Origin of the sequence: Lachnoanaerobaculum saburreum DSM 3986, from assembly GCF_000185385.1 — a bacterium.
GTDB lineage: Bacteria > Bacillota > Clostridia > Lachnospirales > Lachnospiraceae > Lachnoanaerobaculum > Lachnoanaerobaculum saburreum.
The window spans coordinates 1102201-1127619 of record NZ_GL622296.1 but is presented as its reverse complement, the minus strand read 5'-3'; the positions used below and the strand labels follow the sequence as shown (position 1 = coordinate 1127619).

21 protein-coding genes and 2 pseudogenes are annotated in these 25419 nt (G+C 37.0%); 5 read left to right on the top strand and 18 right to left on the bottom strand.

Features of this window, described 5'->3' with window-relative positions:
• Positions 1–46: 46 nt before the first annotated feature.
• On the bottom strand, positions 47–1054 hold the full coding sequence (locus HMPREF0381_RS05270) for a hypothetical protein (RefSeq protein ID WP_008750876.1): 1008 nt from the start codon (positions 1052–1054) through the stop codon (positions 47–49).
• A 315-nt stretch (positions 1055–1369) separates the two neighbouring features.
• Between HMPREF0381_RS05270 and glmS the strand changes: the two genes are divergently transcribed.
• On the top strand, positions 1370–3211 hold the full coding sequence (gene glmS, locus HMPREF0381_RS05265) for a glutamine--fructose-6-phosphate transaminase (isomerizing) (protein ID WP_008750875.1): 1842 nt from the start codon (positions 1370–1372) through the stop codon (positions 3209–3211).
• A 96-nt stretch (positions 3212–3307) separates the two neighbouring features.
• Here the strand turns inward: glmS and HMPREF0381_RS05260 are convergent, their stop codons facing one another.
• The 8 genes and pseudogenes from HMPREF0381_RS05260 to HMPREF0381_RS16070 all read right to left on the bottom strand — a co-directional run.
• A complete protein-coding gene (locus HMPREF0381_RS05260; protein WP_008750874.1) occupies positions 3308–3694 on the bottom strand; it encodes a lipocalin family protein in 387 nt (128 codons plus the stop codon).
• Positions 3695–3716: 22 nt separating this feature from the next.
• Entirely contained in the window at positions 3717–3842 is a 126-nt protein-coding gene (locus HMPREF0381_RS15135) for a hypothetical protein (RefSeq protein ID WP_008750873.1), read from the bottom strand.
• Positions 3843–4050: 208 nt separating this feature from the next.
• Complete coding sequence (locus HMPREF0381_RS05255) at positions 4051–5796, bottom strand: hypothetical protein (RefSeq protein WP_008750872.1); 1746 nt, start codon at positions 5794–5796, stop codon at positions 4051–4053.
• A gap of 28 nt (positions 5797–5824) precedes the next feature.
• The gene (locus HMPREF0381_RS05250; RefSeq protein WP_008750871.1) at positions 5825–6082 is read right to left on the bottom strand and encodes a hypothetical protein; all 258 of its coding nucleotides are present in this window, start codon (positions 6080–6082) and stop codon (positions 5825–5827) included.
• A gap of 294 nt (positions 6083–6376) precedes the next feature.
• Complete coding sequence (locus HMPREF0381_RS05245; RefSeq protein ID WP_008750870.1) at positions 6377–7927, bottom strand: hypothetical protein; 1551 nt, start codon at positions 7925–7927, stop codon at positions 6377–6379.
• Between the two features lie 343 nt (positions 7928–8270).
• Positions 8271–9893 (bottom strand): helix-turn-helix transcriptional regulator, encoded by a 1623-nt coding sequence (locus HMPREF0381_RS05240; protein ID WP_008750868.1) that lies wholly within the window; start codon positions 9891–9893, stop codon positions 8271–8273.
• 14 nt (positions 9894–9907) lie between these two features.
• Positions 9908–11293, bottom strand: coding sequence for an extracellular solute-binding protein (locus tag HMPREF0381_RS05235; RefSeq protein WP_008750867.1), 1386 nt, complete (start codon positions 11291–11293; stop codon positions 9908–9910).
• A 296-nt stretch (positions 11294–11589) separates the two neighbouring features.
• Positions 11590–11778: pseudogene (locus HMPREF0381_RS16070) on the bottom strand (IS66 family transposase); the annotation flags it as partial.
• A gap of 1272 nt (positions 11779–13050) precedes the next feature.
• Between HMPREF0381_RS16070 and HMPREF0381_RS05230 the strand changes: the two are divergent.
• Positions 13051–13443, top strand: a complete 393-nt coding sequence (locus tag HMPREF0381_RS05230; RefSeq protein WP_242824393.1) for an ImmA/IrrE family metallo-endopeptidase — start codon at positions 13051–13053, stop codon at positions 13441–13443.
• A gap of 400 nt (positions 13444–13843) precedes the next feature.
• Here the strand turns inward: HMPREF0381_RS05230 and HMPREF0381_RS15320 are convergent, their stop codons facing one another.
• The 9 genes and pseudogenes from HMPREF0381_RS15320 to HMPREF0381_RS14315 all read right to left on the bottom strand — a co-directional run bounded on the left by HMPREF0381_RS15320 (position 13844) and on the right by HMPREF0381_RS14315 (position 22336).
• The gene (locus HMPREF0381_RS15320; RefSeq protein WP_008750863.1) at positions 13844–14062 is read right to left on the bottom strand and encodes a hypothetical protein; all 219 of its coding nucleotides are present in this window, start codon (positions 14060–14062) and stop codon (positions 13844–13846) included.
• Positions 14031–14459, bottom strand: coding sequence for an MmcQ/YjbR family DNA-binding protein (locus HMPREF0381_RS05220; protein ID WP_008750862.1), 429 nt, complete (start codon positions 14457–14459; stop codon positions 14031–14033). Before HMPREF0381_RS05220 ends, HMPREF0381_RS15320 begins: the two co-directional genes overlap by 32 nt.
• Positions 14460–14554: 95 nt before the next feature.
• Positions 14555–15277, bottom strand: coding sequence for a TatD family hydrolase (locus HMPREF0381_RS05215; RefSeq protein WP_008750861.1), 723 nt, complete (start codon positions 15275–15277; stop codon positions 14555–14557).
• Entirely contained in the window at positions 15277–16635 is a 1359-nt protein-coding gene (gene qatC, locus HMPREF0381_RS05210; RefSeq protein ID WP_008750860.1) for a Qat anti-phage system QueC-like protein QatC, read from the bottom strand. The genes HMPREF0381_RS05215 and qatC overlap by 1 nt, the downstream gene beginning before the upstream one ends.
• Entirely contained in the window at positions 16632–17324 is a 693-nt protein-coding gene (locus tag HMPREF0381_RS05205) for a hypothetical protein (protein WP_008750859.1), read from the bottom strand. Before HMPREF0381_RS05205 ends, qatC begins: the two co-directional genes overlap by 4 nt.
• Before the next feature lie 2 nt (positions 17325–17326).
• The gene (locus HMPREF0381_RS05200; protein WP_008750858.1) at positions 17327–19192 is read right to left on the bottom strand and encodes a KAP family P-loop NTPase fold protein; all 1866 of its coding nucleotides are present in this window, start codon (positions 19190–19192) and stop codon (positions 17327–17329) included.
• Between the two features lie 19 nt (positions 19193–19211).
• Positions 19212–20114: pseudogene (locus tag HMPREF0381_RS05195) on the bottom strand (BREX system Lon protease-like protein BrxL); the annotation flags it as partial.
• Positions 20115–20193: 79 nt separating this feature from the next.
• On the bottom strand, positions 20194–21252 hold the full coding sequence (locus HMPREF0381_RS05190; protein ID WP_008750856.1) for a site-specific integrase: 1059 nt from the start codon (positions 21250–21252) through the stop codon (positions 20194–20196).
• A 583-nt stretch (positions 21253–21835) separates the two neighbouring features.
• Positions 21836–22336 carry a helix-turn-helix domain-containing protein gene (locus HMPREF0381_RS14315; RefSeq protein WP_008750855.1) on the bottom strand — a complete coding sequence of 167 codons (501 nt, stop codon included), beginning with the start codon at positions 22334–22336 and terminating at the stop codon, positions 21836–21838.
• A gap of 171 nt (positions 22337–22507) precedes the next feature.
• Between HMPREF0381_RS14315 and HMPREF0381_RS05180 the strand changes: the two genes are divergently transcribed.
• The 3 genes from HMPREF0381_RS05180 to HMPREF0381_RS05170 all read left to right on the top strand — a co-directional run bounded on the left by HMPREF0381_RS05180 (position 22508) and on the right by HMPREF0381_RS05170 (position 25227).
• On the top strand, positions 22508–22711 hold the full coding sequence (locus tag HMPREF0381_RS05180; protein ID WP_008750854.1) for a helix-turn-helix domain-containing protein: 204 nt from the start codon (positions 22508–22510) through the stop codon (positions 22709–22711).
• Between the two features lie 69 nt (positions 22712–22780).
• Positions 22781–23029, top strand: coding sequence for a hypothetical protein (locus tag HMPREF0381_RS05175; RefSeq protein ID WP_008750853.1), 249 nt, complete (start codon positions 22781–22783; stop codon positions 23027–23029).
• Positions 23030–23040: 11 nt separating this feature from the next.
• Positions 23041–25227: a phage/plasmid primase, P4 family gene (locus tag HMPREF0381_RS05170; RefSeq protein ID WP_008750852.1), complete on the top strand. Its 2187-nt coding sequence runs from the start codon at positions 23041–23043 to the stop codon at positions 25225–25227.
• The last annotated feature ends 192 nt before the right edge of the window (positions 25228–25419 follow it).

The window sequence follows — 25419 nt, the reverse complement described above, 5'->3', positions numbered from 1 at the left end:
ATAATATATCCTAAACAGAAAAAAAACGCAAATATTAAGTTGTCCTTTAATGCTTATCCTTTGCAACACTTGTTGATATTATAAAAGCCCTCATATTCTTATTTTCATCAATTCGTATATAGGCATAATACTCATTCCAGAATATAGAATCACTGTTGGTACGCCATGCTATTCCATATAGCGAATCCGTAGGTTCGGATTCATTCGGTACTAACCAAAGCCTCTTTTTAAAAAGCTTTTTTAAATCATCTGTATAAAAAGTATCTAGCAAATCCAAATCTTCAAGCTTAATATCTATACCGACATCTTTCAATGCATTCTTACAGTCTTCATCCATATAGAAATTCACGACCTTGGCATCCTTTATATCCACATCTTTATTAAAGCTTCCGTACAAATCTATCGCACCTATAAGTGTATCATCTTTTGCCAATAAATATAGTGCTCCCCTTAAGGTCTCTCCTGTACTTCTATATCCTTTTTCTACATTAATATCCTGATTTCCGTCATATTTAGTATAAGAACCGCTTGTCAGCATTTCACTGTATTCATATGTATCCTCATCATTCATGATATATATATCAAATCCGTTATCTAAGAAGTCTCTGACACTTGTTTTACTCAATGTTACTTTCATACTTCCTACAGTCATCACAGGAGGCTTTACCGGCACGCCTATAAGAATATACCAAAAGCATAAATAAACAAATAATAAAGCCAAACCTGAAAGAGTAAGTATAACGTTGGTCTTACGTCCGCTTGCATTTATAAGTGCTCTGACAGGTATAGCTACAATCATACCTCCAAGGGACGCAAAAGCCGGTCCGACATAACTCATAAGCTTTATTACTGTTAACAGTACAATAGCTATAACCAAAATATGAAAAAACAGGTCGCTGATTTTTATTTTACCGCTACCGCTTTGAGAATTTTTCTCTCCGCTTATACCGTACTCGGAACTTTTGTTAAGCCTTCCCATCAACCAAATCAATATAGCAATATACCAAAATCCCAGAAATACCATTAACCCTATAAATATTAATCTGACGCTCATACTTATCCATTCCCTTACTGCATTTATATAATATTATTCTACCATATTTTATATAAATTTTTTTAATTTTTACAAAAAAGCATTCACAAGTTCTTTTTGATATGTTATCATAACACAAATTTTTCTTTACTGAGGAAAAAAGAAAAATTAGCGCCCGGACTTCGGGAGACCCAAGTCGACGAGGTAAACAGTTATCGAAATATTCGGCGGATGCTGTTTCGGAGTAGTGCATCGTAAGAGGAAGAAAAAAAGCGAAATCAAGATCGTAACAAAAGCTTTCTTCGCACAATAAACAATCAAATAGGAGAAAATACAATGTGCGGTATTGTCGGTTTTGTTGGGCAGGGGAATACAAAGGATATTCTACTGTCCGGTCTTTCGCGTCTTGAATACAGAGGTTATGATTCTGCGGGAATAGCCCTGTATTCAAGACCTTTCACTGTAGTAAAGGCTGTAGGTAAATTAAACGAATTGAAAAAGAAGGTCGCAGCTTCCAAAGAATGTGAACTTCCCTGCTCTATGGGTATCGGTCACACACGCTGGGCAACTCATGGTAAAGCCGATGAAAAAAATGCCCACCCACATCTGTCAATGCATAAGGAAGTGGTGTTGGTGCATAACGGTATTATTGAAAACTTTGCAGATTTAAAGAACTTTTTACAAGAAAAAGGCTACAACTTCTATTCAGACACAGATACTGAAGTGGCTGTAAATCTGATTGAATATTTTTACATGAAGGAAAATAATGTCTTAAAAGCACTCCTTTCAGTACAAAGGGAGTTGAAAGGGTCTTACGCCTTTGCAATTATGTTCAAGGATGATGCAAATACCCTTTATGCTATGAGAAAGGACAGTCCTTTAGTTGTAGGAAAGGGTCAAAACGGATTCTATCCGGCTTCCGATGTCTCAGCTTTTCTTGATTATACAAAGGAGTTCTATAAATTAGAAAATAAAGAGATTTTAAGTCTTACTGAAAATGAAATACATATATATAACAAAAACGGAGAGGAGATAAAGCGTTCCTCCACTGTTGCAGAGCTTGACAGCAGCATGATTCATAAAGGAGAATATCTGCATTTTATGGAAAAAGAAATCTTTGAGCAGCCACAGGCTGTAAAAGATACTCTGCTCTATGCCTGCAATCAGGAAAATAATTGCTTTTCCTATGAATCCTTCTCTATGAGCGAAAAGGATTTTAAGGAGATTTCAAGAATCAGGGTAATTGCCTGCGGCTCCGCCTACCACGCAGGCTATGTGTTAAAGTCCGTTTGTGAAAGGTTGGCAAGGGTACCCGTACAGGTGGAGCTTGCAAGTGAGTTTCGCTATAATCATCCTATTCTTGAAACCGGTGAACTGGTTATCAGCATCAGCCAATCGGGAGAAACTGCGGATACTTTGGCGGCAGTAAGGGAAGCAAAGAAATTAGGGGTGAAAACCCTTTCTATAGTAAATGTGGTCGGTTCCGCCATTGCCGGTGAATCGGACTTTGTCTTTTATACCCAGGCAGGACCTGAAATTGCTGTAGCCACTACCAAGGCCTATAGCTGCCAGCTTGTTGCCAGCTACATTTTCTCACTGCTGTTAGCTAAAGCAAAGGGCAAAATTGGTGATGAAGAGGCTCATATACTTAAAGAGGAGCTTTTCAATCTACCGGGTAAGATTCAACAATGTCTTTCACTTGACAGTGAAACCCTACCTATGGCAAAAAAACTGAAGGATGATAAAAATATTTTCTTTCTTGGAAGGGGTCTTGATTGGGCCATCTCCATGGAAGGAGCTTTAAAGCTTAAGGAAATCAGTTATATTCACTGTGAAAGCTACAGTAGCGGTGAATTAAAGCACGGCACAATCAGCCTGATAGAAAAGAACAGTCCTGTGATTGCTCTTCTTTCTCAAGAGGATCTTGCCACAAAGAGCATTTCAAATATTCACGAGGTAAAAAGCCGCGGTGCCGAATGTTTTGCACTCACCATGGAAAATATTTCAGTCGAGGAAGATGACTTTACACAAATACTCATTGTACCGAAAACCCGTCCTCTATTTGCCGGAAGCCTTTTGGTAGTCCCGCTTCAGTTCCTCTCCTATCAAGTCAGTCTCCTAAAAGGCTTAGACCCTGATAAACCTAGAAATTTGGCAAAGTCCGTTACGGTAGAATAAACGTTTTTTATTTTATAAACAGATGTGGGGCTGCTTTTACAGCCCCACAAAGAAAAATTTTATCTTAAATTTTTTAGATATTTGGTTAAAATCACACTATTTTGCAGGAGGTGTATCATTACTGCGCTTGAATACCATAGTGTCACCATCAATATCAAATGTTAATTCATCATTCTTTATATTGTAGTCCACATTTTCTCCCTCTACATTAAGTTTACCGTCACCCCATTTTATATCTGTTGCTTCATCCGAGAATGACATTGTGCCTGTTCCGTCATCTTTTAAAATTATATAACAATCCAATTCTGCTTCTTTGATAAAATCTTTACCAAACTCATTACCTTCCGACTTTATAGATTCCAATACATAATATCCTGCATGTGACTTTTCATTTTTACAGCCTACAAGCATTATTGAAAGTAATAAAATCCCAAATGCTGCCAATAAAATTTTAAATAATTTAGCTCCAAACAGTTTTTTCATCTTTTTACCTCTCTCTTTTATTTTACTTCTTTCTAACCTTTATAAACGGTGTAGGCATCTCTCCAAGTCTTGACAGTGACATTGTTTGAATATAAACCTTTCCCGGACCTGTTACAACGGTATCTATCATGCCTTCTCCACCAAACATCCTTTACAATGCCTTTCCTATGCCACCGCTTATCTTGGTTTTTGTTTCTATAGGTTCCTTGACCTATCTCCCAACTTCACTAATAATTTCTTCACCTGCTTCAAGTTCAACAACCACCGCAGGCAAACTTCCGCCTTCACTTTAATAATACCTATTATTATCCTCCTTTTTATTTATTTTAAGACTCTCTTTATAAGAGAACAGTTTTCTATCCAGCTGTAATGATGCCTTCAAACAAATCAAATATATCTGTTCCGTCAATACTTAAAGCTCCATCATCATTTTCAAAGGTAATTCTATAGAAATCTCCTTCATAGTCTAACAGTTTCATATTTGTCAATGAAAAGAATTCCTCACCTGCTCCATTCCATATATTTAAGTCATCTTCATCAACTGTTATTACATCCATATACTCCTTGTCATTTGCATATAGAGGAAGTATCAATGTTCCCTTTACTATCTTGGTATCAGATTTCTTCACTTTTCCTTCTCTATCAACTTCAGTACATTTAATATCTTTTAACGTTCTAAAAGCTATACCGCTTGTTACTCTACCTTTATCATCACTTGACTGAGGGGTTCCGTCTTCACCTACAAACCACGCCTTTTCAATCGGGAATAAAATGCCTAAATCTCCAAAATATTCTCCGACAAATGATTCGGTATCTGTAAAAGTCTCCTCTATGCTTACATAATTTTCAATTTCTCCTTTCTGATCCCATGTGCCTTCTCTTGTACCAAGATAAAAATATTTATCTGACCTGTCCTCAGAGTTAAGATATTTCAAATCAAGGCAGTACAATAATCTTATTTCATCCTGAACAAACATATACATATAATAGTTACCGTCCATTTTTACAAGATACGCCTTGCCTTCATAGCATTCTATCTCTGTACTTTGAGTTCCGGCATAGACTTTCATTCCGGTATTATATATATCCAATGTTTCAGGATTTTGCTCATAAAGATCATCTACAAATACGGAATCTCTCACTCCGTCGCCATCGGTATCAACATGAATTGTCATATTTCCGGCAACTACCGGTATTACATACTCATTTTCTTTGTATACATACTTAGGTTCAAATATTGTCTCATTTTCATCAAATGAAATTGTAATAACCTGCGGTCCGTCAGTTTCAGCACCCAAAACTCCGCTGTCAAAATATACGGTCACGCCTACGGGACTTACAGTCCAGACAAGGTTTTCATAATTATTTTTTTTGCTTGTATATGCATACTCTGAGGGTTTTTGAATATGGATTTCTTCATAATCTTCATATACCCTTTTATCTGCCATCTCAAAAAATGATTTATCATCCTTTACAACATCCAAAAATTCAAGTTTTTTTCCTGTATCCGTATCAAAATTAATGGATTCTCGTGAGTATTTATCCGATGCTCCGTAGTTATATTTTGTATAGTTGAGTATACTTACTGCGTATTTATCGGCTCGCATTATATAGCTGTCAGTTTCACTGAATAATTCTTTCGACTCATATCCCTGCTGTATATCGGACAATTGCTCTTTTGCAAAACCGTCAAATGCTTCCCTTGTTTTTGATAATTTATCAAGCAGGTCTTTATTATAATTTTCAAATGACTTTTTGAGCGGTTCAAACTCTTTTCCATCCTCTTTCAGCTGTAAATACACATACTTAATTCTATATAATGTTGTGCTTGATTCATCATCATTGTGCAGTTCCATTGTATCCTTCAAAAGTATATGAGGTTTTCCGGATGTGTTTATCAGCTTTTTGTTATCCTTATTTTTCTTTTCATGCTTTTTTACATCATCCTCATCTTTTTCTTCCCTGTCTGCTGCTTTACTGACTGTTTCGCCTTCAGTATTATCATTAACTATATCTACACTGACAGGCGACTTACATGATGCTAAAGAAAACATAACCAAAATAGAGAATATTACCGGCAATAAGAACTTTTTATTTCTCATTTAATACTCCTTTCCACATCATTACTCTCTATGATGAATACATAATACCCTCAAAAAGCTCATCAACATTGTATTTATCAAAAGCTTTGATAAGCGGTTCAAACTCTTTACCGTCTTCTTTTAATTTTAAATGAACATTGTTTATGTAATACAGGCATCTATATTCGGAATTATACTCGGCTCCATCACTTTCTTCTAAAAGAATATGCGGTATTTCGGATATCAATTTTTCTTTATCCTCACCTGATTCTTTGTTTTCATCACATTCCTCCCTTTTACCTTGCATTTAAAATCCTCCTTCTAAAAATACGTTCTAAATTTATCATTTTTATATTTCACATATAAATGATTACTGCTTAAGCTATTCATATCACTTTTCAAGTATGAAATATATTACCCAATGAATACTCTTTAGCAAAAAAATCAAATATTATCCGTTGAATACCATAAACATTCTCTAATTATATTTATAAGTAATGCATAAAAATATCTATCAGACATTAAGACAGGACGGGATATTTCCCGTCCTGATGAGTTTGCTGTGTTTATTACTGTAATACTGATTTTTTTACTATTATATTTACTTTACCCAAACCCCTTTTGCATCTACTTTGTAGCCGTCAGGAGTTTTTTCATTTTCATACATTGATCCGAGCGGTCTGGAATTTTCGAGATTCTTATAATACCATTCACCGTCATTACGCACCTCCCATGTCCATTTAGGTGTATGATAATTAAAGAAATACCATTTACCGTCTATATTATTCCATCCTGTATACATAGCACCGCTTGTCAGATGTAAATAATACCATCTTCCATCCTGATTATCCTTGTGCCAACCCTTCTTTAATGTATCTCTGGTAGTTCCTGAGTAATAATACCAGGTATTTGTATCGGTATCCAATATCCAGCCCTGCTTAAATTTCAAATTATCTGATGTGTTGCCTGAATTTAGATGTCTTACAGTGCCTCCACCGCTTCCTGAGCCTGATCCTCCGCTTCCGGTTATTCTACCCCTAATGTCGGTTCCGCTTGTACTTCCGTTCAGATTTCCGTTTCCGTTCAGATTTCCGCTTCCGTTTAAATTTCCGTCTCCGTTTAAGTTTCCGCCTCCGTTTAAATTTCCGCCTCCGTTTAAGTTTCCGCCTCTGTTTAAGTTTCCGCTTCCATTTAAATTTCCGCCTCCGTTTAAGTTTCCGCTTCCGTTTAAGTTTCCGCTTCCGTTTAAATTTCCACTTCCGTTTAGATTTCCGCTTCCGTTTAAATTTCCGCTTCCGTTTAAGTTTCCGCTTCCGTTTAAATTTCCGCTTCCGTTTAAATTTCCTCTTCCGTTTAGATTTCCGCTTCCGTTTAAGTTTCCGCTTCCATTTAGATTTCCGCCTCCGTTTAAATTTCCGCCTCCGTTTGTATTTCCACTTCCATTTGTATTTCCACCCGGTGTACTTGGTGTTGCTACAGGCTTTGGAATACAAACTATTGTATACTCAGGGTAATTGCTACCTACCAAGACCTGAATATCGTTTGCACTATTATACTTATATTGTGCCTGCGGATACGCCTGATTTTGTTTTACAATATACTCAACTCCTGCATTATAATCTGTAGAAACAAACTCTTTATGGTCCAAAGCAACCCATGTCATATCGTACTCTTCTCCACCTTGGTCCATAATCAATTGATTACCTGCTTCATCTACATAATGAATTTCATAATTATACTTAGGCATGTCACAAAAAATAACATAATCCTTACTTAGACCATAAGCACCAATATGTACATAAGCCGGATCTACACTTATATTTATATACGGACTGAGGATTTGTACCGTTGTAGTCGGTAAGGCGGGAGTTTCCGATTGAACACTTACAGGGTAATACAGCATACTATTCTTTACAAGATTACCGTACGGTATAGTTAATTGATAATCTGTCATTCCCATAATTAAAGGTGAGAGACTCTCTGTTTGAGTATGTAACAAATCACCATCTTTATCTACATAATTCACAGTGCAGTCCAGTGACATTGAAGTAGCGTATATTTTACTTTGCATAATTCCCATAAAAAATAATGTAAAAAGCAAAAGTACAAAAATTTTAAGTATTTCCCTAAGCATTATTTTTCTTTGATTCATACATACATCCTTTCTTTTATTAAATTTTTATCCATATTTGCTGTTAAAAGTCTACATAGTTTCCCTCCTCTCACTACTCGTTTACATATTTCACTATCAGCTACAAAAGAAATATCACTGCTTTTAGTATTGTGTGTTCCTAATTTTTCATCTTTCCTCCTTTTCACGGATTATATAATTACTTCTGTTTGTATTATCAATACCATATCAGATAATTAAAATATATTACCCGGTGAATACTTTTAGAACTTTTTTCAAAATATTATCTATTGAATACTTAAATATTCACAAAAAATACACCTAATATTTGTATAGTTTATACTAATATCAGGTGTGTTTTATTTTATTCCAATATTTCGTGTATTCTTCCACAGCATATCAATAAATCAATATATATCTGAAGTTCATCCTTGGAACTGACCCCAAGCTTTGTATATATATTTCTATTATGCTTTCTTACTGTATTTAGGCTGATACAGAGTAAATCCGGCAGCTCCGCGATCTCACGCCCCTCTATATAATAGCGTAATATATTTCTCTCCGATGTGGTCAAGCTCTTTGAATTTTCTATAAAGCGATCAAACATCTCTTCTATCTCAGACGGCACCGGACCCTTGCTCTTATATTTTTCTTCCTTATTTCTTAAAAACTCTGCAAGTATATCTATTTCTGCAATTCCCGTTCGCGAATCATTTTTGTAGAAGTCATCTGTTTTCAGATTCTCTATTCCCCTCTCAATAGGCTTGACAAATTGCCTGGATATTACAAATGATATTAAGAACATGATAAGGCTAAATACTGTCAGTATGACGATCATCATTGCCTTTTCATAGCTCTCCTTTGCTTCAAAACTGCTATAAGAAACCAATACGGCAACTGCCCATTGTCTGCCTTCTGAATCATATGCACCGTCTATAGTCTGCTGTACCCCTATATATTTTCCTTGAGAATTGAAGTAAACATTATATACTTTACCGGTATCAATAAAAAGATCATCATTTTCATTTATGTAACTGTTACCCTGAGAACCGCTAAGTCCTTTTGAAAGCAGCAGTTTTCCCTGATCTACAGGTGCAATTATGGTTACCATATCTCCATATCTGCTTTCAAACTTAGGGTAGCTTAATCGAAATAACAGTCCGCTGATCTCCAAACCGCATATACCGTATCTTCCGCCTTCACTTCCAATCACCGGTACACTCAAAAACATACTGTTTTCCCATGTATCCTTCAGATGTACTCTATTGATCCACAAATATTTTTCTGTAGGTGATTTGGTATTATTTGTGGAAATCTGATCGTCAAACCAATACATATCTTCCGTATCAAATTCCATATTCCAACGATTATGTATCTGAATTTTATTCTGCATAGCTACATCGGGATTACCGCGAAACAGAAAAACATCATCCTCCAGCACATTTCCGCTTATATTTGCCAATCTCAAATATACACCACTGCGTGAATGCTTTGCATTTGGAGCTGAAGTATTGACCGTAGTATCAAACACTGCATATACTCCACTCGCACGGGTAACATGCATCTTGCCTTCCAAAAGTAGATACATGTTTTCCTGCATTGTTCTAAGCCCCGCCTCATCATTTTCCAGTTCTTTTATATCGTATGGATATGACAATACCTCTCTCTCAATATATGTAGTAAGTCTCTTAGATAAATCTATACCGTTTATTGTAAAGAGATCCATCCTCTCCTTAATATCTCTTTTCTGATTTTGAAGATGAACTTGCAGGTTTTGCTCAATTTGTCTCCCACTCTCTGAAAATACTCCTGATGCCACCAGCATCATTAATAATATTCCCGTACCGGACAAAACAAGGCAACATAGGTATACCATCAATTTGCTGCGCATTGATCGACTCTGACGGTTAATTCCCCTTAAAATTTCATACAAAGATAACTTTTGTCTTATAGTTTCAGGCCTGTTTTTATCTTCTTTTTCTGTCATTTTATATCTCCAAACTATTGCATTGCCTGTTTTATATTATTATAAGCATCTTCAACATAAGTTTCTTTATCAGGTTGTTCACCATTTTGTAAAGCTTCCTTATACTCCTCTTCCTCTCTTGAGAGTTCAAGTCTTACATTTTTTTCAAAGTGCATCTCAAGATCAAGATAGTTTGCTAACTGTGGAGCAACATAGAAAGTATATTCCTCCTTAGTCTTTGATATGGCCTCATATAAGCTTCTGTACTTAGTACTGTCTATCTTTTCTGCAACTTCAGAAAGCTGCTCAAACGCTTTTTCTGTCACAGGCATATAACCTGCCTTGACAACAAAATCTATGTTATTTTCAGGCTTTGTTAACCACTTTAAAAATAAAGCCGCCGCCCTTTCGCGCTCAGTGGTGGACTTTACAGTACAAAATCCGGCTCCTCTTTGCATAACCATCTTTTTGCCGCCTTCAAAAACCGGTACAGGATATGATACGACCTCTATAGGCTCAGATATATTATTCTCATAAGTCACAATATCTTCATAGTACAGCACACTTGCAGATGAAGCCACACTTACTATAGCCTTACCTGTTCTTAGAGGTTCTGTAGCATATCCGTCACGAAGCCATACTCCGCCTGAAATTGCCGCATCGGCGTAAGGCTCCCATATTTTTCTGAATTTATCACCAAATGCAAGCTTTCCGCCCCCTGCTTCATCTGTAAAGAAATGTTCTCCAAGTGATTCACAGCCTATCTGGAAGTAATTGAAATGATAGTCATGTACAAAGAAATTTTTGCCGTCCCCCACAATATCAGGTGTCAGGTCATCTGTCCATTTTTCATAAACTTTTGCCATATTAAAAAGGCCTTCCCATGTATCAAGATCCTCTTCCTTCGCACCTGTTTCTTTAGAAAAACGTTCAAATAATGTTCTGTTTACAAAAAGGATTTCCGTTGATTTAGCAACAGGAAATACCATCAACTTACCGTCAATTATGCCTTCCTGTACAAATGCCGGAATAAGTTCATTCAGCTCATCTTCTGTAAAATAGTCTTTATAATCCACCAAAATATCCTTATCCGGCAAACTGAGTACAGTTTTGGGATATGAAACAAATATGTCCGGAAGTTCTGCCGCTCCCGGCTCATTTTTTGCAGCTGCAATAACAGCTTCATGTATTGTATTTGTGTTTGTTACACTTGTAACATTTATCCTTATGCCCTCTTCTTTTCCTACAGTCTCATTAAAATTATCTATAGTTTTATTTAAAGGAGAATCCGTCTGACCGCCATATACATGCCAAAGTGTAAGAACAATTTGTTTTTTACCTTTCTTTGCAAATCCTGTACAACCTGCCAGTACCATGACTGCTGTTATAACAGCCATATATAAAGTTCTTTTTTTATTCATTTTATCCTCCCTCCAATCCGACCATGATGTAAAATGTACAAGCTAATATTTATATTTATAGATTACCTGTATTATGCAATATTTGTATACAAAGTACTATTATCACGAACATTTTTCACCTTTATTTACACCAAATTATATATTATCATTTTACATTGTCTACATATTTATGTCCAGTATATTTTTATTTTATTTTAAGATATTTGTAATAATTGGTTACTGTACACGGGTAAGCTTGCCTTATAGATCTTAATACGTTAAACTTATGGAGTCTAACACGCCGGTCAGTCTCCATATTATCTATTAAAGATTTCCTTGACAGCGGTGTAAAAATTTGAATTATTGTACACTCCAAGCAGCACGCACTTGCTCCGACATAATTCTTCGATGCTTTCAAAGCTGCGAAATGTCATTGCAGAAATCTGCTTCCTCTTATAATCTCTTAAACAGCGTTCTGCTGTATTGTTTGTAGTTGGCACCCTCACCAATCAGTGTCTTTTTGTTTTATAATGAATTTGTCGTACAGAGTTATTTCATTTTGTATTGTTTTTTGTTCAAACTCATTATGCATCAGAATGCCCTGTACGTCATTATTTTATGAAAAAGTTGTAAAGTGGTGTATCATAAATACATAAAATCTTATTCAGGTCGTTCGTATGGACACATCTTCCAAGTATAGTTTTTGTGTTGAACCGGGGACTTGGAGGTTTTTTATTATAATAAAAAATGCTGAGATTGGTAATACCCAACCCAAACATTAATCATACAATTTTATTTCCTGACAGGGCTTTTATTATATATTAATTCGTCAAATTAAAGTGATATCAAATTAACATAACAAATTGATTATTACAATATACTTAATATACTGCCAAAAGAGAGGGGGTGTTTTATAGCATATTGCATAAGGAATATCTGTGATACTGCACAATATTCCTTGATATTTTTATGCAATACACCAAAAGTACTTTTTAAATCTTAAGTATTAATGTAATCTATTATCAAAATAGGCGTAGTTAGTATAATAGATCCATCAAATGTTTTTCATGGTTTTTGTTTTGGTATCTGATGTAATCTATGGGAAATGCACTTTCCGCTCTAATTAATCTAAGTTTCTAAAAAGTTCTAAAAACCATGATATAGTCGGTGCATAGACTTTGGGCACATAGCTGTACAGTCAAGCATAACAGATTGCTTGGCTGTACAGTTGCGTATAGGTATTTTAAGATAGAGTCGGTTGAATTTCTTTGGCTATAATTAAGTAGAAAGGTATGAATATGAAAGGATTTTTTGAAATAGCAAAAGAACAGGGGATTGAAAAGGACTTAAACAGGGTAGAACGGAAGGCATAGAAAGGGGAGCCGATATGGTAAGTGAGCTGAATACAATATTGGCTAAGGAAGGTAGTTTAGAAACCATAATAAAGGCTAATACAGATAAAGTCTATAGACATGAGCTGTTAAAGAAATACAGATTGTTAAGGTAAAGACCAAAAGAGTTCTTTATCCTGAATTATTCATGGCATAGTCGTGTCTATATCTGAAAGCCGCATAATTACTGAATCTACAAAACTTTCTTACTTTCACCTAAAAAGTGAATGGAATGCCATCGAAGGTGCTTATAAAGCTCTGACCGATGCCTACCGGATTGCCAAAGAGAACAATAAAAAATATGCCACGAAAACGAGGCGTAAAAAAAACGATCAGTGATATTTATCGTACACACTTTTGGCCATACTGTAAACTGAAGGTGGTATGATGAATGCAGAACAGCTTTCACGGGTCGGCGAGAAACCGGTAAGAAGCTGCGGTTCCGGAGACCCTTTTGAAATTGCAAGGCAGCTTGGTATTCATGTTATGCTTTGCGAAAATTTCAGTTCCCTAAAGGGAATATACCGGGTGATTAAGCGAAATTGCTTTATTTTCCTGAATAACCGTCCGGATGAAAATATGCTGCGCATCGTGTGCGCACATGAATTAGGGTATGACCGGCTTCATCGGAATATGGCGAAAACTACCCAGATTCATGAGTTCATGCTCTATGACATGAAATCCAAACCGAGATATGAAGCCAACATTGTAGCGGCGGAAATCCTGATGGACAGCGATGAAGTCCTTCGCTACATCTATGAGTATGGATACACAGCCTAGCAGATCGCAAGCGCGATGTCTACCGACATCAATCTGGTTGTGCTTAAGGTAGCACACCTGACCATGCTTGGGTATAATCTGCACGCACCGGAACATAAGATCAACTTTTTGAAATAACATACCTTAAAGGAGCCTTGACCTGCTCCTCTTTTTGTTGCAAATTGTGCAGATGCTGTTTGCATAATTATCAGTCTAACATCTGCATTTGATAGAGCTTCACTTTTTCCTCAAACGGCAATCCCGGATCAATGCCGACTTCTTCCCATATCACACCATACGGTGCGCCGACATCTGCATATCCAGCAATAAAGGCAAAACGATCACCGCAATCCTCATACAGCTCTGCCAGCCGTTCCCGTTTTTTCGATTCCCACTCAATGCTCCGCTGACGGAATTGCTGTTATTCAGCCTGTTTTATCCGGTCAAGCTGCTCCTGTGTATAATTTACCCCAAGCTCCTGCAAATCTTTAGCAGCATTCACGGCATCCACATGAAAGCGTTCTCGGTAATGCTTGTTCATCTTTTTCGGTGAGCCGATATATATAAGCAGCCACTGCTTACCTTTTCGGAGACATGCTTCCTTTCGCTCAGCCTTCGTCAGTTTCTTTTTCTTTTCCATTTGTGGAATCTCCCGGATTTTTTGCTGATGACTTTGAGTTGTGCTTTTTCGGTGCTGTCAGCTCATGGCTCAAAGAAAGCAGGTCTTTGATGGCATTATCCAGTTCCGGTTTGCAAAGCTGAATACTGATCCACTTCTCCTTGTTCATATGATAGGCCGGAAAAAGGCCGCCCTGCCTGCAAAGAGAACCGATCAGCGACGGATCACTTTTCACATTGAGAACATCAATGATGCCTGCTTCCGGCAATCCCAACTTATCAGCAGATACTTCCAAAACTACACCATACCATTTATTATTGTCGTTGTGCCGCAGCACAGCATTCCAGTCATGCCAGGGGTATTCCGGCTCCGTGCCGTACCGCTGGCGTATCCATGTAAATAATTCTTGTCGTGTCATAATTCTTTTCCATTACTGAGCAGTTCTTTTTCTTTATGTCGTTCCTACCCCTCAATCGAACAAGAACAACTTGGATTTTTCTCACCTAAGGTTGATTAAGATAACAATATCTTTTCGAAATTATAATAAATATTTCTAGGCAAATCTGGATTGTTATAGAATCTTGAAATTTCTTCATAAGCGTCTTTTAAAAGAGCGGGCGTATATTTTTTGTTATTAACTTTTGTATAAGGGCCATCAGACTCAATCAAAATACGCTCTAAAGGCAATAAATGATAATTTTCTTTTTTACTTCCTTTTACCATGTTAGTGTTAATCGAAAAATAGCAACCCAAATCCACCAATCTTAACATATCATCACAACCTCCTGTATACCAATGTATGATTGCCTTTGTGGGGTGATATTTTTCTAAAATACGAATTGCATCCTTCTCTGCTTTTCTAACATGTATTGTCATAAACTTATTTTTCGATGCACAAATCTCTACAATTTGCTCAAAATATTTTAATTGCAATGGCTTACTCATATATGATTTTTGCGAATAATCCAATCCAATCTCACCAACATAATTTGTTGACGATATAAGCCTTATGAAATCATTTATTTCTCTTCCACCTAATGTCGTTTCTTGCGGATGAAAGCCTATGGCAAATTTCAAATACTTTGTTTCTGGGATTAAATTTTTACATGACAAAAAGATCCCAGGCGAATTTGTTACGCAAATTGTATATTGTTCCAGTTCTGTAATGGTTTTAGCAATTTCAAAATAATTTCTATAATGATCCAAATGAAAATGTGTATCTATCAAATTCTTCATTACATATACGCTTCCATATCCGAGTCTTTTGAAAAGTATTCAATCAAATCATCCATGCCCTGTCTGTAAACTCTCTTAAAACACTGAATCTCGTCATGCTCAAGCTTCCCAGTGCAACAGATTAATCGCTCGATATCTTTTTCCGAAAGTCCCTTGTATCTATGAATACTGCTCAAAACCGCAAATAAATCTGCCGATTTGTCTCTATCAGCCTGCGTTTTAAGGAATTCTGATGCCTTTAGGATGTCATCTGTTTCTAATTCAACATCTTGCAGAGAGCCCTTCCGAATAATGCAAGGATAACAAAATCCACAGTTTACTGGATAATCTCTGGAACCCACACGGTTGTACCTAGACACACATGGGTGAGAGCATGAAATAGTATCTTTATAACCTTGCTTGAATGCTTCTGTTCCCGAAACTAAATTAACAATTTCCCGCTTTGTTTTAAAGGCGAAGAAATTGAAAATGCGATTTTGAATCCCAACACTTGCAATCAACTTGTTAAGACTATTCAAGAAGTAAGGATGCGTTGTTCTCGTACTACAAGAACCTTTTCTGCTGTTTGTGAGAGCCACGTTCAATCCAATAAATCCATTCTCAGGTATATACACTGGGATTTGTTCCCCCATAATGCCTGCAACAGAAATTGCCGCACATAGAAACAATAAAGACCGCCCTCTGGAAGTATTTTCACTTTTCCGTAGCCGTTCTCCCTCTAATCTGAACGGAGTTCTTGCTCCTGCTGTGAACCCAAGAAACAGCGATTTTTGCGATGGATAGCATTCATTGAAATTGTTGCAAAATCGTTCTTGGATATACCGAAGTTTTGGATATTCATTATGACCAACTAGCACTGGAGAATGCCCCTCTTGCAATAGCTTGATCGCCCCACAATATGAATCCAAACCACCCGAAAACAGGCTAACGCAATCACAGCCGGACAAATCTATATATATTCTATTTTTGTTCTTATGAGTGCCATACTCTGTCATTGCCTGTCTAAAAGAAATTTTCCATTCATCACCTGTTAAAAATGAAAGAATTTTATTCCACTGAGCCTCGCAATTATGCCATTTATTCATTTCTAAAACCGGAATGGAAACTTCTATTTGGCGTGTCCATGAATCCGAAAATAAATTTCGAGCTATTCTTTTGTCTAATGCAAATACGCTAAGTCCTATTACAAATAAATCCTCATAAATAGGGACCATTTTTTGACATCCCAGATGATACCAGATGCTTGGCAATCCAGAATATATAGTGCTGCCGGAATCTCTATTTAAGGTAAGGATGTACGAATCTTTCCATTCAACATCTGGGTCTGCATCATTTTCTTTTTTTATCCAAAATTTCATCTGTGGGCCTCCCCATAAAAACGAACGCATACATCGTATGCTTCCTTCAAAGTTCTTTGAACAATGCTTGCTGCACTGATATTGCCAAGATCAATTTGTTCCAGTTCTTTGCTATGCAGCGATGCATGGAGTTCGTCAGCTATGTAAGAATGCATTTCATTCAGTATTTCAAATTTCTCACTACTTGTGCGCCCTTTTCCAATTTTCTCATCAAAATTCAGATCAAAACTTATCAGTACAAAAGAAGTCACCAATTCTTTTAGAAGAATATCTAAATCCACACTTCCCAATTGTTCTACAGAATCTATTTGCAGATTTTCAAGTGCTTGTGATAATGAATCCGCAGCCAGAGAGTCTTCTATCGATGCGGAGTCATTCGTAAACTGATATAGCAGTTCTTGCAAAATTTCATCTGAAGATTTTCCTACTAAGTCAGATCTGCCAAAATTGACTAAGCCGTGCTCAAGTCCATATTTTCTGATATCTTGCGCAAACGCTATGACATTGCCAGCAGCACTAGCAAAAGAGGTACTTCCAACCGCTGCGCTCGAATTCATTGCTTCGCCAAATTTTTGAATTGCGTTTGCTCTTGAATCAGAGTCTCTATTTCTTAGAAATCCTGATACTGCTCTTTTTGCATTGCTCCATTCTGGTTTTGTTGGAGGAATATATCCTTTAGAAGTTCCCATTCTTATTTTCCCTTTTCTTTAATTGTTTTTATGCTCTCTTTATCAATTATTCCAGACTTTTCCCATATGGTCAGAAGATTATCTATTTTCTTTTGATCTTTTGATCGCATTTCCTTAATAGCAGGTATATTTCCAACAACTATCTTTTTGGGGTACGATTCCAACGAATTGCAAATTTTGTCTCTAAATGATTCAAAACTAACAAACAGACTTCTTATAATATAAAATGGGATTTCTCCTTTGCTAATCTTCGGAATAACAACCCCAAACACTCCAGATTGATCAACAGCATTTAAGGCAGCCATATTTTTCATTATTTGATCTATCAGACCGCGTGTTGCCCCACCTAGCTGCTCCAAAATATCCTTTGCCGCTGATGAAAGCGTTGATACATCTATATCAGCTTTCTTCAATGATTCTCTGGTTAAATAAAAGTAGCGATCCAATCGGATTTTTTCTAAATCCTTAGGCTCAGATTTAACCCAGTTAATTATTGTCGGCACATTCCATGCCTTATATTTTTCATTCTCACTATCACCAGATTCTATGCTCTCTAACATATCCTTAAAATCCTCATTCTCCGTTGTGAATTTCTTATTCCATTCATTCAGCTGTATAAATAAATCCCCATCCAATTTTTGAAGAACAAGCAGTTTTGCCAGCACACGTGTGTCAAGCGCACCTTCATCAGTGCCAAAGTACAACTCAGCCAATTTCTTTTTTGTTGTATATGTGTTCAAAAATCTCTTTGCCTGCCTAGGATTTCCTTTTAAGTTTCCGGCAATTATTCTTTTGATGCCAGCGATGATATCGGCTGTCTCCTCAAACTCCTGTTTATCGCTTTTATTAATGTAGTCTGTTGCTATCGTTTTTATTTTCTTTGCATCAATCACATCATTTGATATGAGTAATTTTTCTTCCTTAATCTTTTTCAGGAACTCCTTAAATTGGTCTATGTTGCAGTATTCTTGAACGACTAATAGCATCAGATAGTTCTCTATATCCTTCAAGGACAACTCAGGGATATAAATTGGCAATTGAATGATTTTTTCAATGTATTCCTTGTCCAAATTGACAGAATAATTTTCAATCGGCGGATACTTTTTCCTTATAGCATATTGGATGACGTTTTCATCCGCAGCAATGATAAAAGTCATTTTCTCTACGGACAAAAAGAGCTTAATAGCTTCCAAAGTTTCTATAATTCGATCCGGTTGGCATCTGTCTAAGTCATCAATTAAAACAATAACATTTTCAATGCCGTCATCTTTAAGAGTTTCTTTGAATTCTTTTCTAAATTTTCTAACATTATTAACGATGCTGTTCGTATCATCGCTTTCTTCATCCTTCAAATAGTCGTCACGAATAGATTGCATAGCATTCGCTACGTTTTTGATTCCATCACCAACCTCCTCAGCTTTTCCAGAAACACTCAGCAAAAGAGGAATGGGATTTCCAGTCGTGACTGATGCAATCATAGGTGCACCTACAGATGCTGCTTTTGTTGCCAACTTAAAAAAGTCAAGCTTTTTCAACAGCTTTGACACGCCATCCTTAACCTTGGATGGAATATCTTTATGTTCTTTGATTTCGCGCAATAATGCCTCCATCAGAGCTATTTTGGCATCTTCATACCCTTCAAAAGTCCACGCATTAATGTTGATACACAGCGTTTTTCTCTTCTTTTCAGAGTCCACATCTATTTTCTGTTCTATCAACTTCAGAAGGGTTGACTTTCCTGCTCCCCAGACACCAAATACACCGATAGTGAGCGGTTTGTAACTTGGGTTCTTGGAAATATCAGCAATAACATTTGCATATGGTTCATAAAATAAAATATCTACTTCTGAGGCGTTATCCAACCACATCTTCAAATCCCTCCAGTATTTACTCTACCCCCAACGCCTTAAACACCGCATCTTCCGCACTGCTGTAGAAAATCAGATTAAAACTCCCCACCAACTCAGGCGGCACGGTGCCAAGGTCTGCTGCACTGGTAATCGGAAGCAGCACTTTCTTTGCTCCGCTATCGAGGCACACCTGCAAGCTATTGGCAAGCTCGTCCACTTTCAGAATCGTGCCGCTGATGCTGATTTCACCCATCACAGCAAGTGTACTGACTGTAGGCCGTCCAAGAGCGATGCTGCATAGTGCAATCAATGTAGGCAATGCCAGCTTTCCGGTCATGCCAATGCCCTGTAAATCCTGATAGTTGATGATGTAATCCCGCATCGTGGTGCTGATGCTACCACTGATTCGATTTCCGTTTGCTTTCAGGAAATTGAACGCCGTATTCGTGGATTCCTTGCAATCACGGTCGCTGCCAAGGCCAGTGCGCTCAAATTTTCCGTTACCGGGCAGCATCTGGCTTTCAAGGCGGAATACACCGATCATACCGGACTTACCCTGACTTACGGTATATACCTGTCCTTGATTGCAGATGCCATCGGGGATGAGCTTTCCACCGCCCTGCTCTGGCACAGAGACAAATTTTTCTTCAAAGGTATCAAGGTCGATATAGCTGAAGTTCACATCATAGAACTCCATTCCACCCAGCTTTTTCAGCTGCTCCTTGACGCGACGACGCATTTCCAGCGCAAATACAAGAATTTCTTCAATCTGTTCCTTCGTGAATTCTCCATCCGGATACAGCAATTTCACATAGCCGCCTACAATCTTGCGGACAGCAATCGTATCGCGCTGGTTCAGGTTCTTTCCAAGGCGGAAATACTTATCTAACGCATCACCATACTGTTCCTTCCGCAGTTCTCGGATAAACTCTGCCAGATGAGAATAACAGCACCAAGAAGCCCATAAATAAAGGGTTTCAAGGTGCTTGTTTTTATTTTGATAATAAATTGATAATGTTTTATAAATTCTCCAGTTTTTGGGCTAGTTCTTTTTGCTTGTTTGGGTATAGGTGGGCATAAGTGTTAAGTGTCATTTTAATATCTGAATGCCCTAACCTATTAGCTATTAGTAACGGGTTTTCGCCCAGTTCCACTAATAGGGCGACATGCGAGTGTCTAAAGTCGTGTATTCTCATATATGGCAGACCTGCCAGCTTTAAATATTTATCTTTTTTATACTCTATACTTGCCTTCCCAATGCTAAAAAGCGAGGTTTTGGCATCTGTATCAAGACAATGTTCTTTATACTCTTTTATTTCGTCTATTAAAAAGCCTGGAAGTGTTACAACTCTATTACTTGTTGTTGTCTTTGGTGGTGTTGTTACATAGCTACCCGCCGCATACCCTTTTGTTTTACTAATATGCAGCAGTTTATTATCCATGTCCACATCTCCAAATGTAAGGGCCATCAGTTCGCCACGCCTTAAACCGGCAAAGAATAATAAATCAAATATAACCTTGTCTCTTATGTCTGTAATGTTGGATCTGAATGCCTTGTATTGCTCCAGTGTCAAAAATATCTTTTCTTTTTTTGTATTATCTTTTAGAGCGTCAACCAATTTACAAGGGTTTGAACCTAAGCCGTAGTATTTACAAGCGTAAGAAAGTATAGCCGATAAATTACGCAGTATGCCGTTCTTTGTTTCGGTGCTTAGTGTATTGCCTTGCTTTGCTTGTAAATTATTGAGCCAATCTCTAACCATATTGGGTGTAATATTGTTTATTTTAGTTTCTCCAAAGTATGGCAGTATATGAGATTGTATATTTTTTTCTTTTACATAATAGCTTGATAGCTTGTATTTAGCTTTGTAGTCCTCTAAATATACATCTACTAAGGCCTTAAATAGAATGGTCGGTTGGTTGCTGTAATGCTCTAAAAAATCACGCTCCCAGCTTTGGGCTTCTTTTTTTGTAGTAAATCCCCTTTTTACTTTTTGCTTCTTATGGCCTACATAGTCCTTATAGTAGCAGGACACAAACCACGAACCTTTTTTATTGTTATCTTTATAAACCGGCATATTCTTAACTCCTTTTTTAGTTCCCAGCTATTGAGGCACTAAGAAAATGCCCGGCATAAGTGTATAAGGTCTATACACTTAATAGAACCGTTACAAAGAAAAAGAATAACGGCACTATTAAATATATAGGCTAAATTTTAATTCTATGGGGTCTATTTTAAGTTTTAACGGAACAAAGGTGTAAAGTATGGGCTAAGAATTAAAACGCTGTACAGAGCAAAATAAGGGGGTTATGTGATACGCACTTTATGAGTACCACATAAAAAGGGGGTTACATTTCGTAATACCCTTTTATTCTGTAACGTCAAATAAAAAACCAACATTTTCCAACATTTTTAATGGGGTTGTTTCAAACGACCTCATAATTTTATTTGTGCCGGCTAAAGAGTATGGGTTAAAACCATATCCCCCCAGATCTGGGGAGAGCTCAACGCAAAATTGCATCCAGTTGCTTATGCGATACACACTTTATGCGTACCACATAAAAAGGCAAAATAAAACCAATATTCTTAAGGGGGGTTGTTTCAAACAACCACGCCACGGACATACTTTAAATATGGTCGTGCTTTTTAGGCACATCCTTTTATTGTTCGTCCGGATCTGTATATTTCTTAATCCATGTAAGTTCTTGTACTCTTTGAACGGCCTCTTCTTGCCCCAACTCATTAAGTTTATCAAAGAAACCCGTTAACATTATTTTTCTTTTATCGGATATAAAAGATTTTGTTAATTTATCGAATAGCTCGGCGTCCTTTTTGTTTTTTTCCGCATAATCACCTATCCCCATAAAAGCTGCTAAACTTTCATCGCCGTATTCATATTTGAAACCATGGTCGTATAAATATTTTGTGAATTCTATTAAATAGCGGCTTTTATCCTTGGGACCGTCATAAATAATGTCACCAACTGAAACATCAAGGGCATCGGCTATATTTTGCAAAGTTTTAAACTTTGGTATTGCATCTATCCGTTCATACTGAGCAAAACTCTGTTGAGATATTCCCAACTTTTTAGCTACTTCTTTTTGCGTTAATCCCTTAGACTTTCTTATTCTCTTTATATTTTCCCCCATACTTTTAGCCATAACAATACATTAACCTTACTTTTTATTTTAATAATAGCATTTCAAAATTGTAAATACAAGATTAAATACAATAAAAAACTTGTTACATACATTGACACAGTTAAAAAACTGTAGTAGTATAAAAATACAGTAAAAAAACTGTATTTACACAATCAAGAAAGGAGTTAATAAATGAGGGTAGACAGATACAAGTTAGGCCATATCTTAGTTGATAAGGATTTGACAGCCTCTCAGTTGGCAAAGCGTGCCGGGCTTTCAAGAGCAACTATAAGCTGTATTAAAGGGGGCAAAAGTTGCCTATATGAAACAGCCGAAAAAATAGCCAACGTTTTAGGCGTAGAGGTTAAGGACATTAGAGAAGTAAGCAACCCGTAACAATCAATAACAAATCCCAGCTATTGAGGTGCTAAGAAGATAGTAAATAAAGAAAGGAGCAGTAAGCTAATGGATGAAAAACATAAGCTTTGCGAAAAGGTAAGGCAGCAGGCGAACATTGACAGTATTAGAGAGCGTACGCACTTAACGGCCGAAGATATAGCGTACTTATTAAGCCGTAGTATTAGCGTGGCCTACAAGATACTTAACGACCTGAATTCAGACTTAGAGGCAGAAGGATATTACACTGTAAGGGGCAGAGTTCCGAAAAAATATTTCTGTGACCGATTTAATATTCCTTATGAAAGCGTAAGCTAAAGGGGGTTAGATTGGAATATAAAGAGTTTTTAAAGCATTTTGACCTTAACGGAGCAACACCACGAAACAATACTATAAATGTGCGTTGTCCTTGCCATAATGACAAAAAAGCAAGCCTAAGCATATCACAGGGAAGAAATAACAGGATTATTTTAAAATGTCACGCAGGTTGTAATTATAAAAATATTTTGTCTGAAGTCGGACTAACTGAAGATGATCTGTTTAATGACGGTAGAACAACACAAGAAAAGAATTTACTGACTAAAATAGCAAGTTATGTAGATAAGCCTATTGAAGCCGTATACGATTATAAGGACGCTAACGGCAAATACTTATATAGCAAAATCCGTTTTATCGGTAAACATATAAGATACGCCGTTATAGACAAGAAAAACGACAGCTTCACAATGGAAAAGCCTAAGGGAGTGTATTCCCTTTATAATTTGCCTGCTGCTATAAGGGCAATTAAAAAAGGTTATCCCGTATATATCACAGAGGGCGAAAAGGACGTTGATACATTAAAGGACTTAGGTTTTACAGCTGTAACGGCCGGAAGTGTTAGCGATTGGCGTTCAGAGTTTGCCCACTATTTCACAGGTGCAAGGGTGGTTATTTTGCCTGATAATGATGCCCCGGGGCTTGAGTTAAAAGACAAGATACTAAAAAGCTTGCGAGCATTTGCCCATTCAATCAAGGTTGTTATTACATCACAGGCAGAGCATGGAGACGTAACAGACTATCTAGAAGTAGAGAGACACTCTAAAGAGGATTTAAAAGAACTTATTAAAAGCGTGGACGCAATCGTTGCCCCGTGGGTAGAGTTGACAGAGAGAAAAGACGGGACAATAAAACAGCGTATAAATGTAGGGTTGCTTAAGGCCTGTATAGGTGAGAATTTAAGTTATAAATGTGTTGATAGTGCATTTTATTGGTATTGTAACGGCTATTATAAGCATATGGATAAGAATGCTGTTAAAGCTAAGATATCGGCTTATATTCCAGATGCACTGACAAACGATAACTTACTAAACAATGTATATAATTTAATGCTTGCAGATGTTGACCACATGGCAAATGAAAAGAACTTTAATACCAATGAAAAATATATAAACTTTAAAAACGGTTTATACAATATCGATACTAAAGCCCTTGAGCCGCATAACGCCGATATTTTATACACAAGGCAAGTGAATACGGAATATATAGAGAGTTATACAATAACAGAATACCACACTTTTACCAAGTTTATAAGAGATTTATGCAAGAGTGCAGACGGTGGCATAGATTGGCAAGCTTATAAGTCATTGCAAGAAGTGGCAGGGCTTGCAATCTCTAACATATACGGCCATAAGACCAAAAAGGCGGTATTTTTGTACTCTCCTGTAGGGAACACAGGCAAAAGCCAATTTTTAGGGCTGTTAGGGCATCTGATCGGGCAGGAAAATATAACAAGTATACCGTTACAGAATATGAATGAAGACAAGGGACGTTTTGCATTTGCTAATGCCGGACTTGTTAGGCTTATTATGAACGGCGACCAAAGCAAGGCGGATGTAAAAGACAGTTCAATTTTTAAGTCTGTAACAGGTGGGGACGCTATCAAGGTAGAAGCAAAGGGCAAGGATATAAGAACCCTTGTATTTAAAGGCCTTGTAGTTATTGCTTGTAACGATTTGCCATATATCGCGGATGATAAAGGCGAACACATCTATAGGCGTATGTATATAGTGCCTTGTACTCACACCATAGAGGAAAAGGAAAGAGACCCGAACATATTAGATAAAATGATTAAGGAGTTGCCGGCTATAGCGAATTGGGGCATTGAGGGACTGCATAGGCTTAGAGCAAATAATTATAACTTTACCGAAATAGCAGCAGGTGCGGAAGTAATCGCAAATTACCGCAAAAACAGCGACACCGTTTATAGTTTCCTGATGGATGAGGGCTATATAATCACTAAAAACCCAGCGGACAAGGTGAGTAAACAAGAATTATTAACTGCATATAATAAATATTGCCAAGATAACGGTAGACAGGCGGTAGGAGTTCGTCAGTTCAGAGACAGAATAGTAAAGCTTACAGGATACACAATACATAAGACTAGATTAAAAAATATTCTTGCGTCTTATTGTGAGGGATTAAAGCTAAGCGATGAATTTATACCAGTGAATGAGGGGCAAGCCATACCGTTTGAATAGTTCCAAAATACGAGTTGAAAATGGAACTAAAAACGGAACTTTTAAGCCGTTACAAGAAAAAATAGCTTTATAAAAAATTTATAATTATAATGACAGTTCCATTTTTAGGGGCAAAAGTTCCATAAAAGTTCCATTTTAAATAGGCATTTTGGAACTCTAAAATCTAGCATTTAAGCCACTTACAGGGAAATA

Bases quoted from the DNA above. Each gene is read 5' to 3' on its own strand.
- HMPREF0381_RS05205 (WP_008750859.1), bottom strand. From the start codon at position 17,324: ATGGGAACTTCTAAAGGATATATTCCTCCAACAAAACCAGAATGGAGC.
- HMPREF0381_RS05260 (WP_008750874.1), bottom strand. From the start codon at position 3,694: ATGAAAAAACTGTTTGGAGCTAAATTATTTAAAATTTTATTGGCAGCA.
- HMPREF0381_RS05200 (WP_008750858.1), bottom strand. From the start codon at position 19,192: ATGTGGTTGGATAACGCCTCAGAAGTAGATATTTTATTTTATGAACCA.
- HMPREF0381_RS05240 (WP_008750868.1), bottom strand. From the start codon at position 9,893: ATGACAGAAAAAGAAGATAAAAACAGGCCTGAAACTATAAGACAAAAG.
- HMPREF0381_RS05230 (WP_242824393.1), top strand. From the start codon at position 13,051: ATGAATGCAGAACAGCTTTCACGGGTCGGCGAGAAACCGGTAAGAAGC.
- HMPREF0381_RS05250 (WP_008750871.1), bottom strand. From the start codon at position 6,082: ATGCAAGGTAAAAGGGAGGAATGTGATGAAAACAAAGAATCAGGTGAG.
- HMPREF0381_RS05180 (WP_008750854.1), top strand. From the start codon at position 22,508: ATGAGGGTAGACAGATACAAGTTAGGCCATATCTTAGTTGATAAGGAT.
- HMPREF0381_RS15135 (WP_008750873.1), bottom strand. From the start codon at position 3,842: ATGTTTGGTGGAGAAGGCATGATAGATACCGTTGTAACAGGTCCGGGA.
- HMPREF0381_RS05220 (WP_008750862.1), bottom strand. From the start codon at position 14,459: ATGACACGACAAGAATTATTTACATGGATACGCCAGCGGTACGGCACG.
- glmS (WP_008750875.1), top strand. From the start codon at position 1,370: ATGTGCGGTATTGTCGGTTTTGTTGGGCAGGGGAATACAAAGGATATT.
- HMPREF0381_RS05270 (WP_008750876.1), bottom strand. From the start codon at position 1,054: ATGAGCGTCAGATTAATATTTATAGGGTTAATGGTATTTCTGGGATTT.
- HMPREF0381_RS05215 (WP_008750861.1), bottom strand. From the start codon at position 15,277: ATGAAGAATTTGATAGATACACATTTTCATTTGGATCATTATAGAAAT.
- qatC (WP_008750860.1), bottom strand. From the start codon at position 16,635: ATGAAATTTTGGATAAAAAAAGAAAATGATGCAGACCCAGATGTTGAA.
- HMPREF0381_RS05245 (WP_008750870.1), bottom strand. From the start codon at position 7,927: ATGAATCAAAGAAAAATAATGCTTAGGGAAATACTTAAAATTTTTGTA.
- HMPREF0381_RS15320 (WP_008750863.1), bottom strand. From the start codon at position 14,062: ATGGAAAAGAAAAAGAAACTGACGAAGGCTGAGCGAAAGGAAGCATGT.
- HMPREF0381_RS05255 (WP_008750872.1), bottom strand. From the start codon at position 5,796: ATGAGAAATAAAAAGTTCTTATTGCCGGTAATATTCTCTATTTTGGTT.
- HMPREF0381_RS05175 (WP_008750853.1), top strand. From the start codon at position 22,781: ATGGATGAAAAACATAAGCTTTGCGAAAAGGTAAGGCAGCAGGCGAAC.
- HMPREF0381_RS05235 (WP_008750867.1), bottom strand. From the start codon at position 11,293: ATGAATAAAAAAAGAACTTTATATATGGCTGTTATAACAGCAGTCATG.
- HMPREF0381_RS05190 (WP_008750856.1), bottom strand. From the start codon at position 21,252: ATGCCGGTTTATAAAGATAACAATAAAAAAGGTTCGTGGTTTGTGTCC.
- HMPREF0381_RS14315 (WP_008750855.1), bottom strand. From the start codon at position 22,336: ATGGCTAAAAGTATGGGGGAAAATATAAAGAGAATAAGAAAGTCTAAG.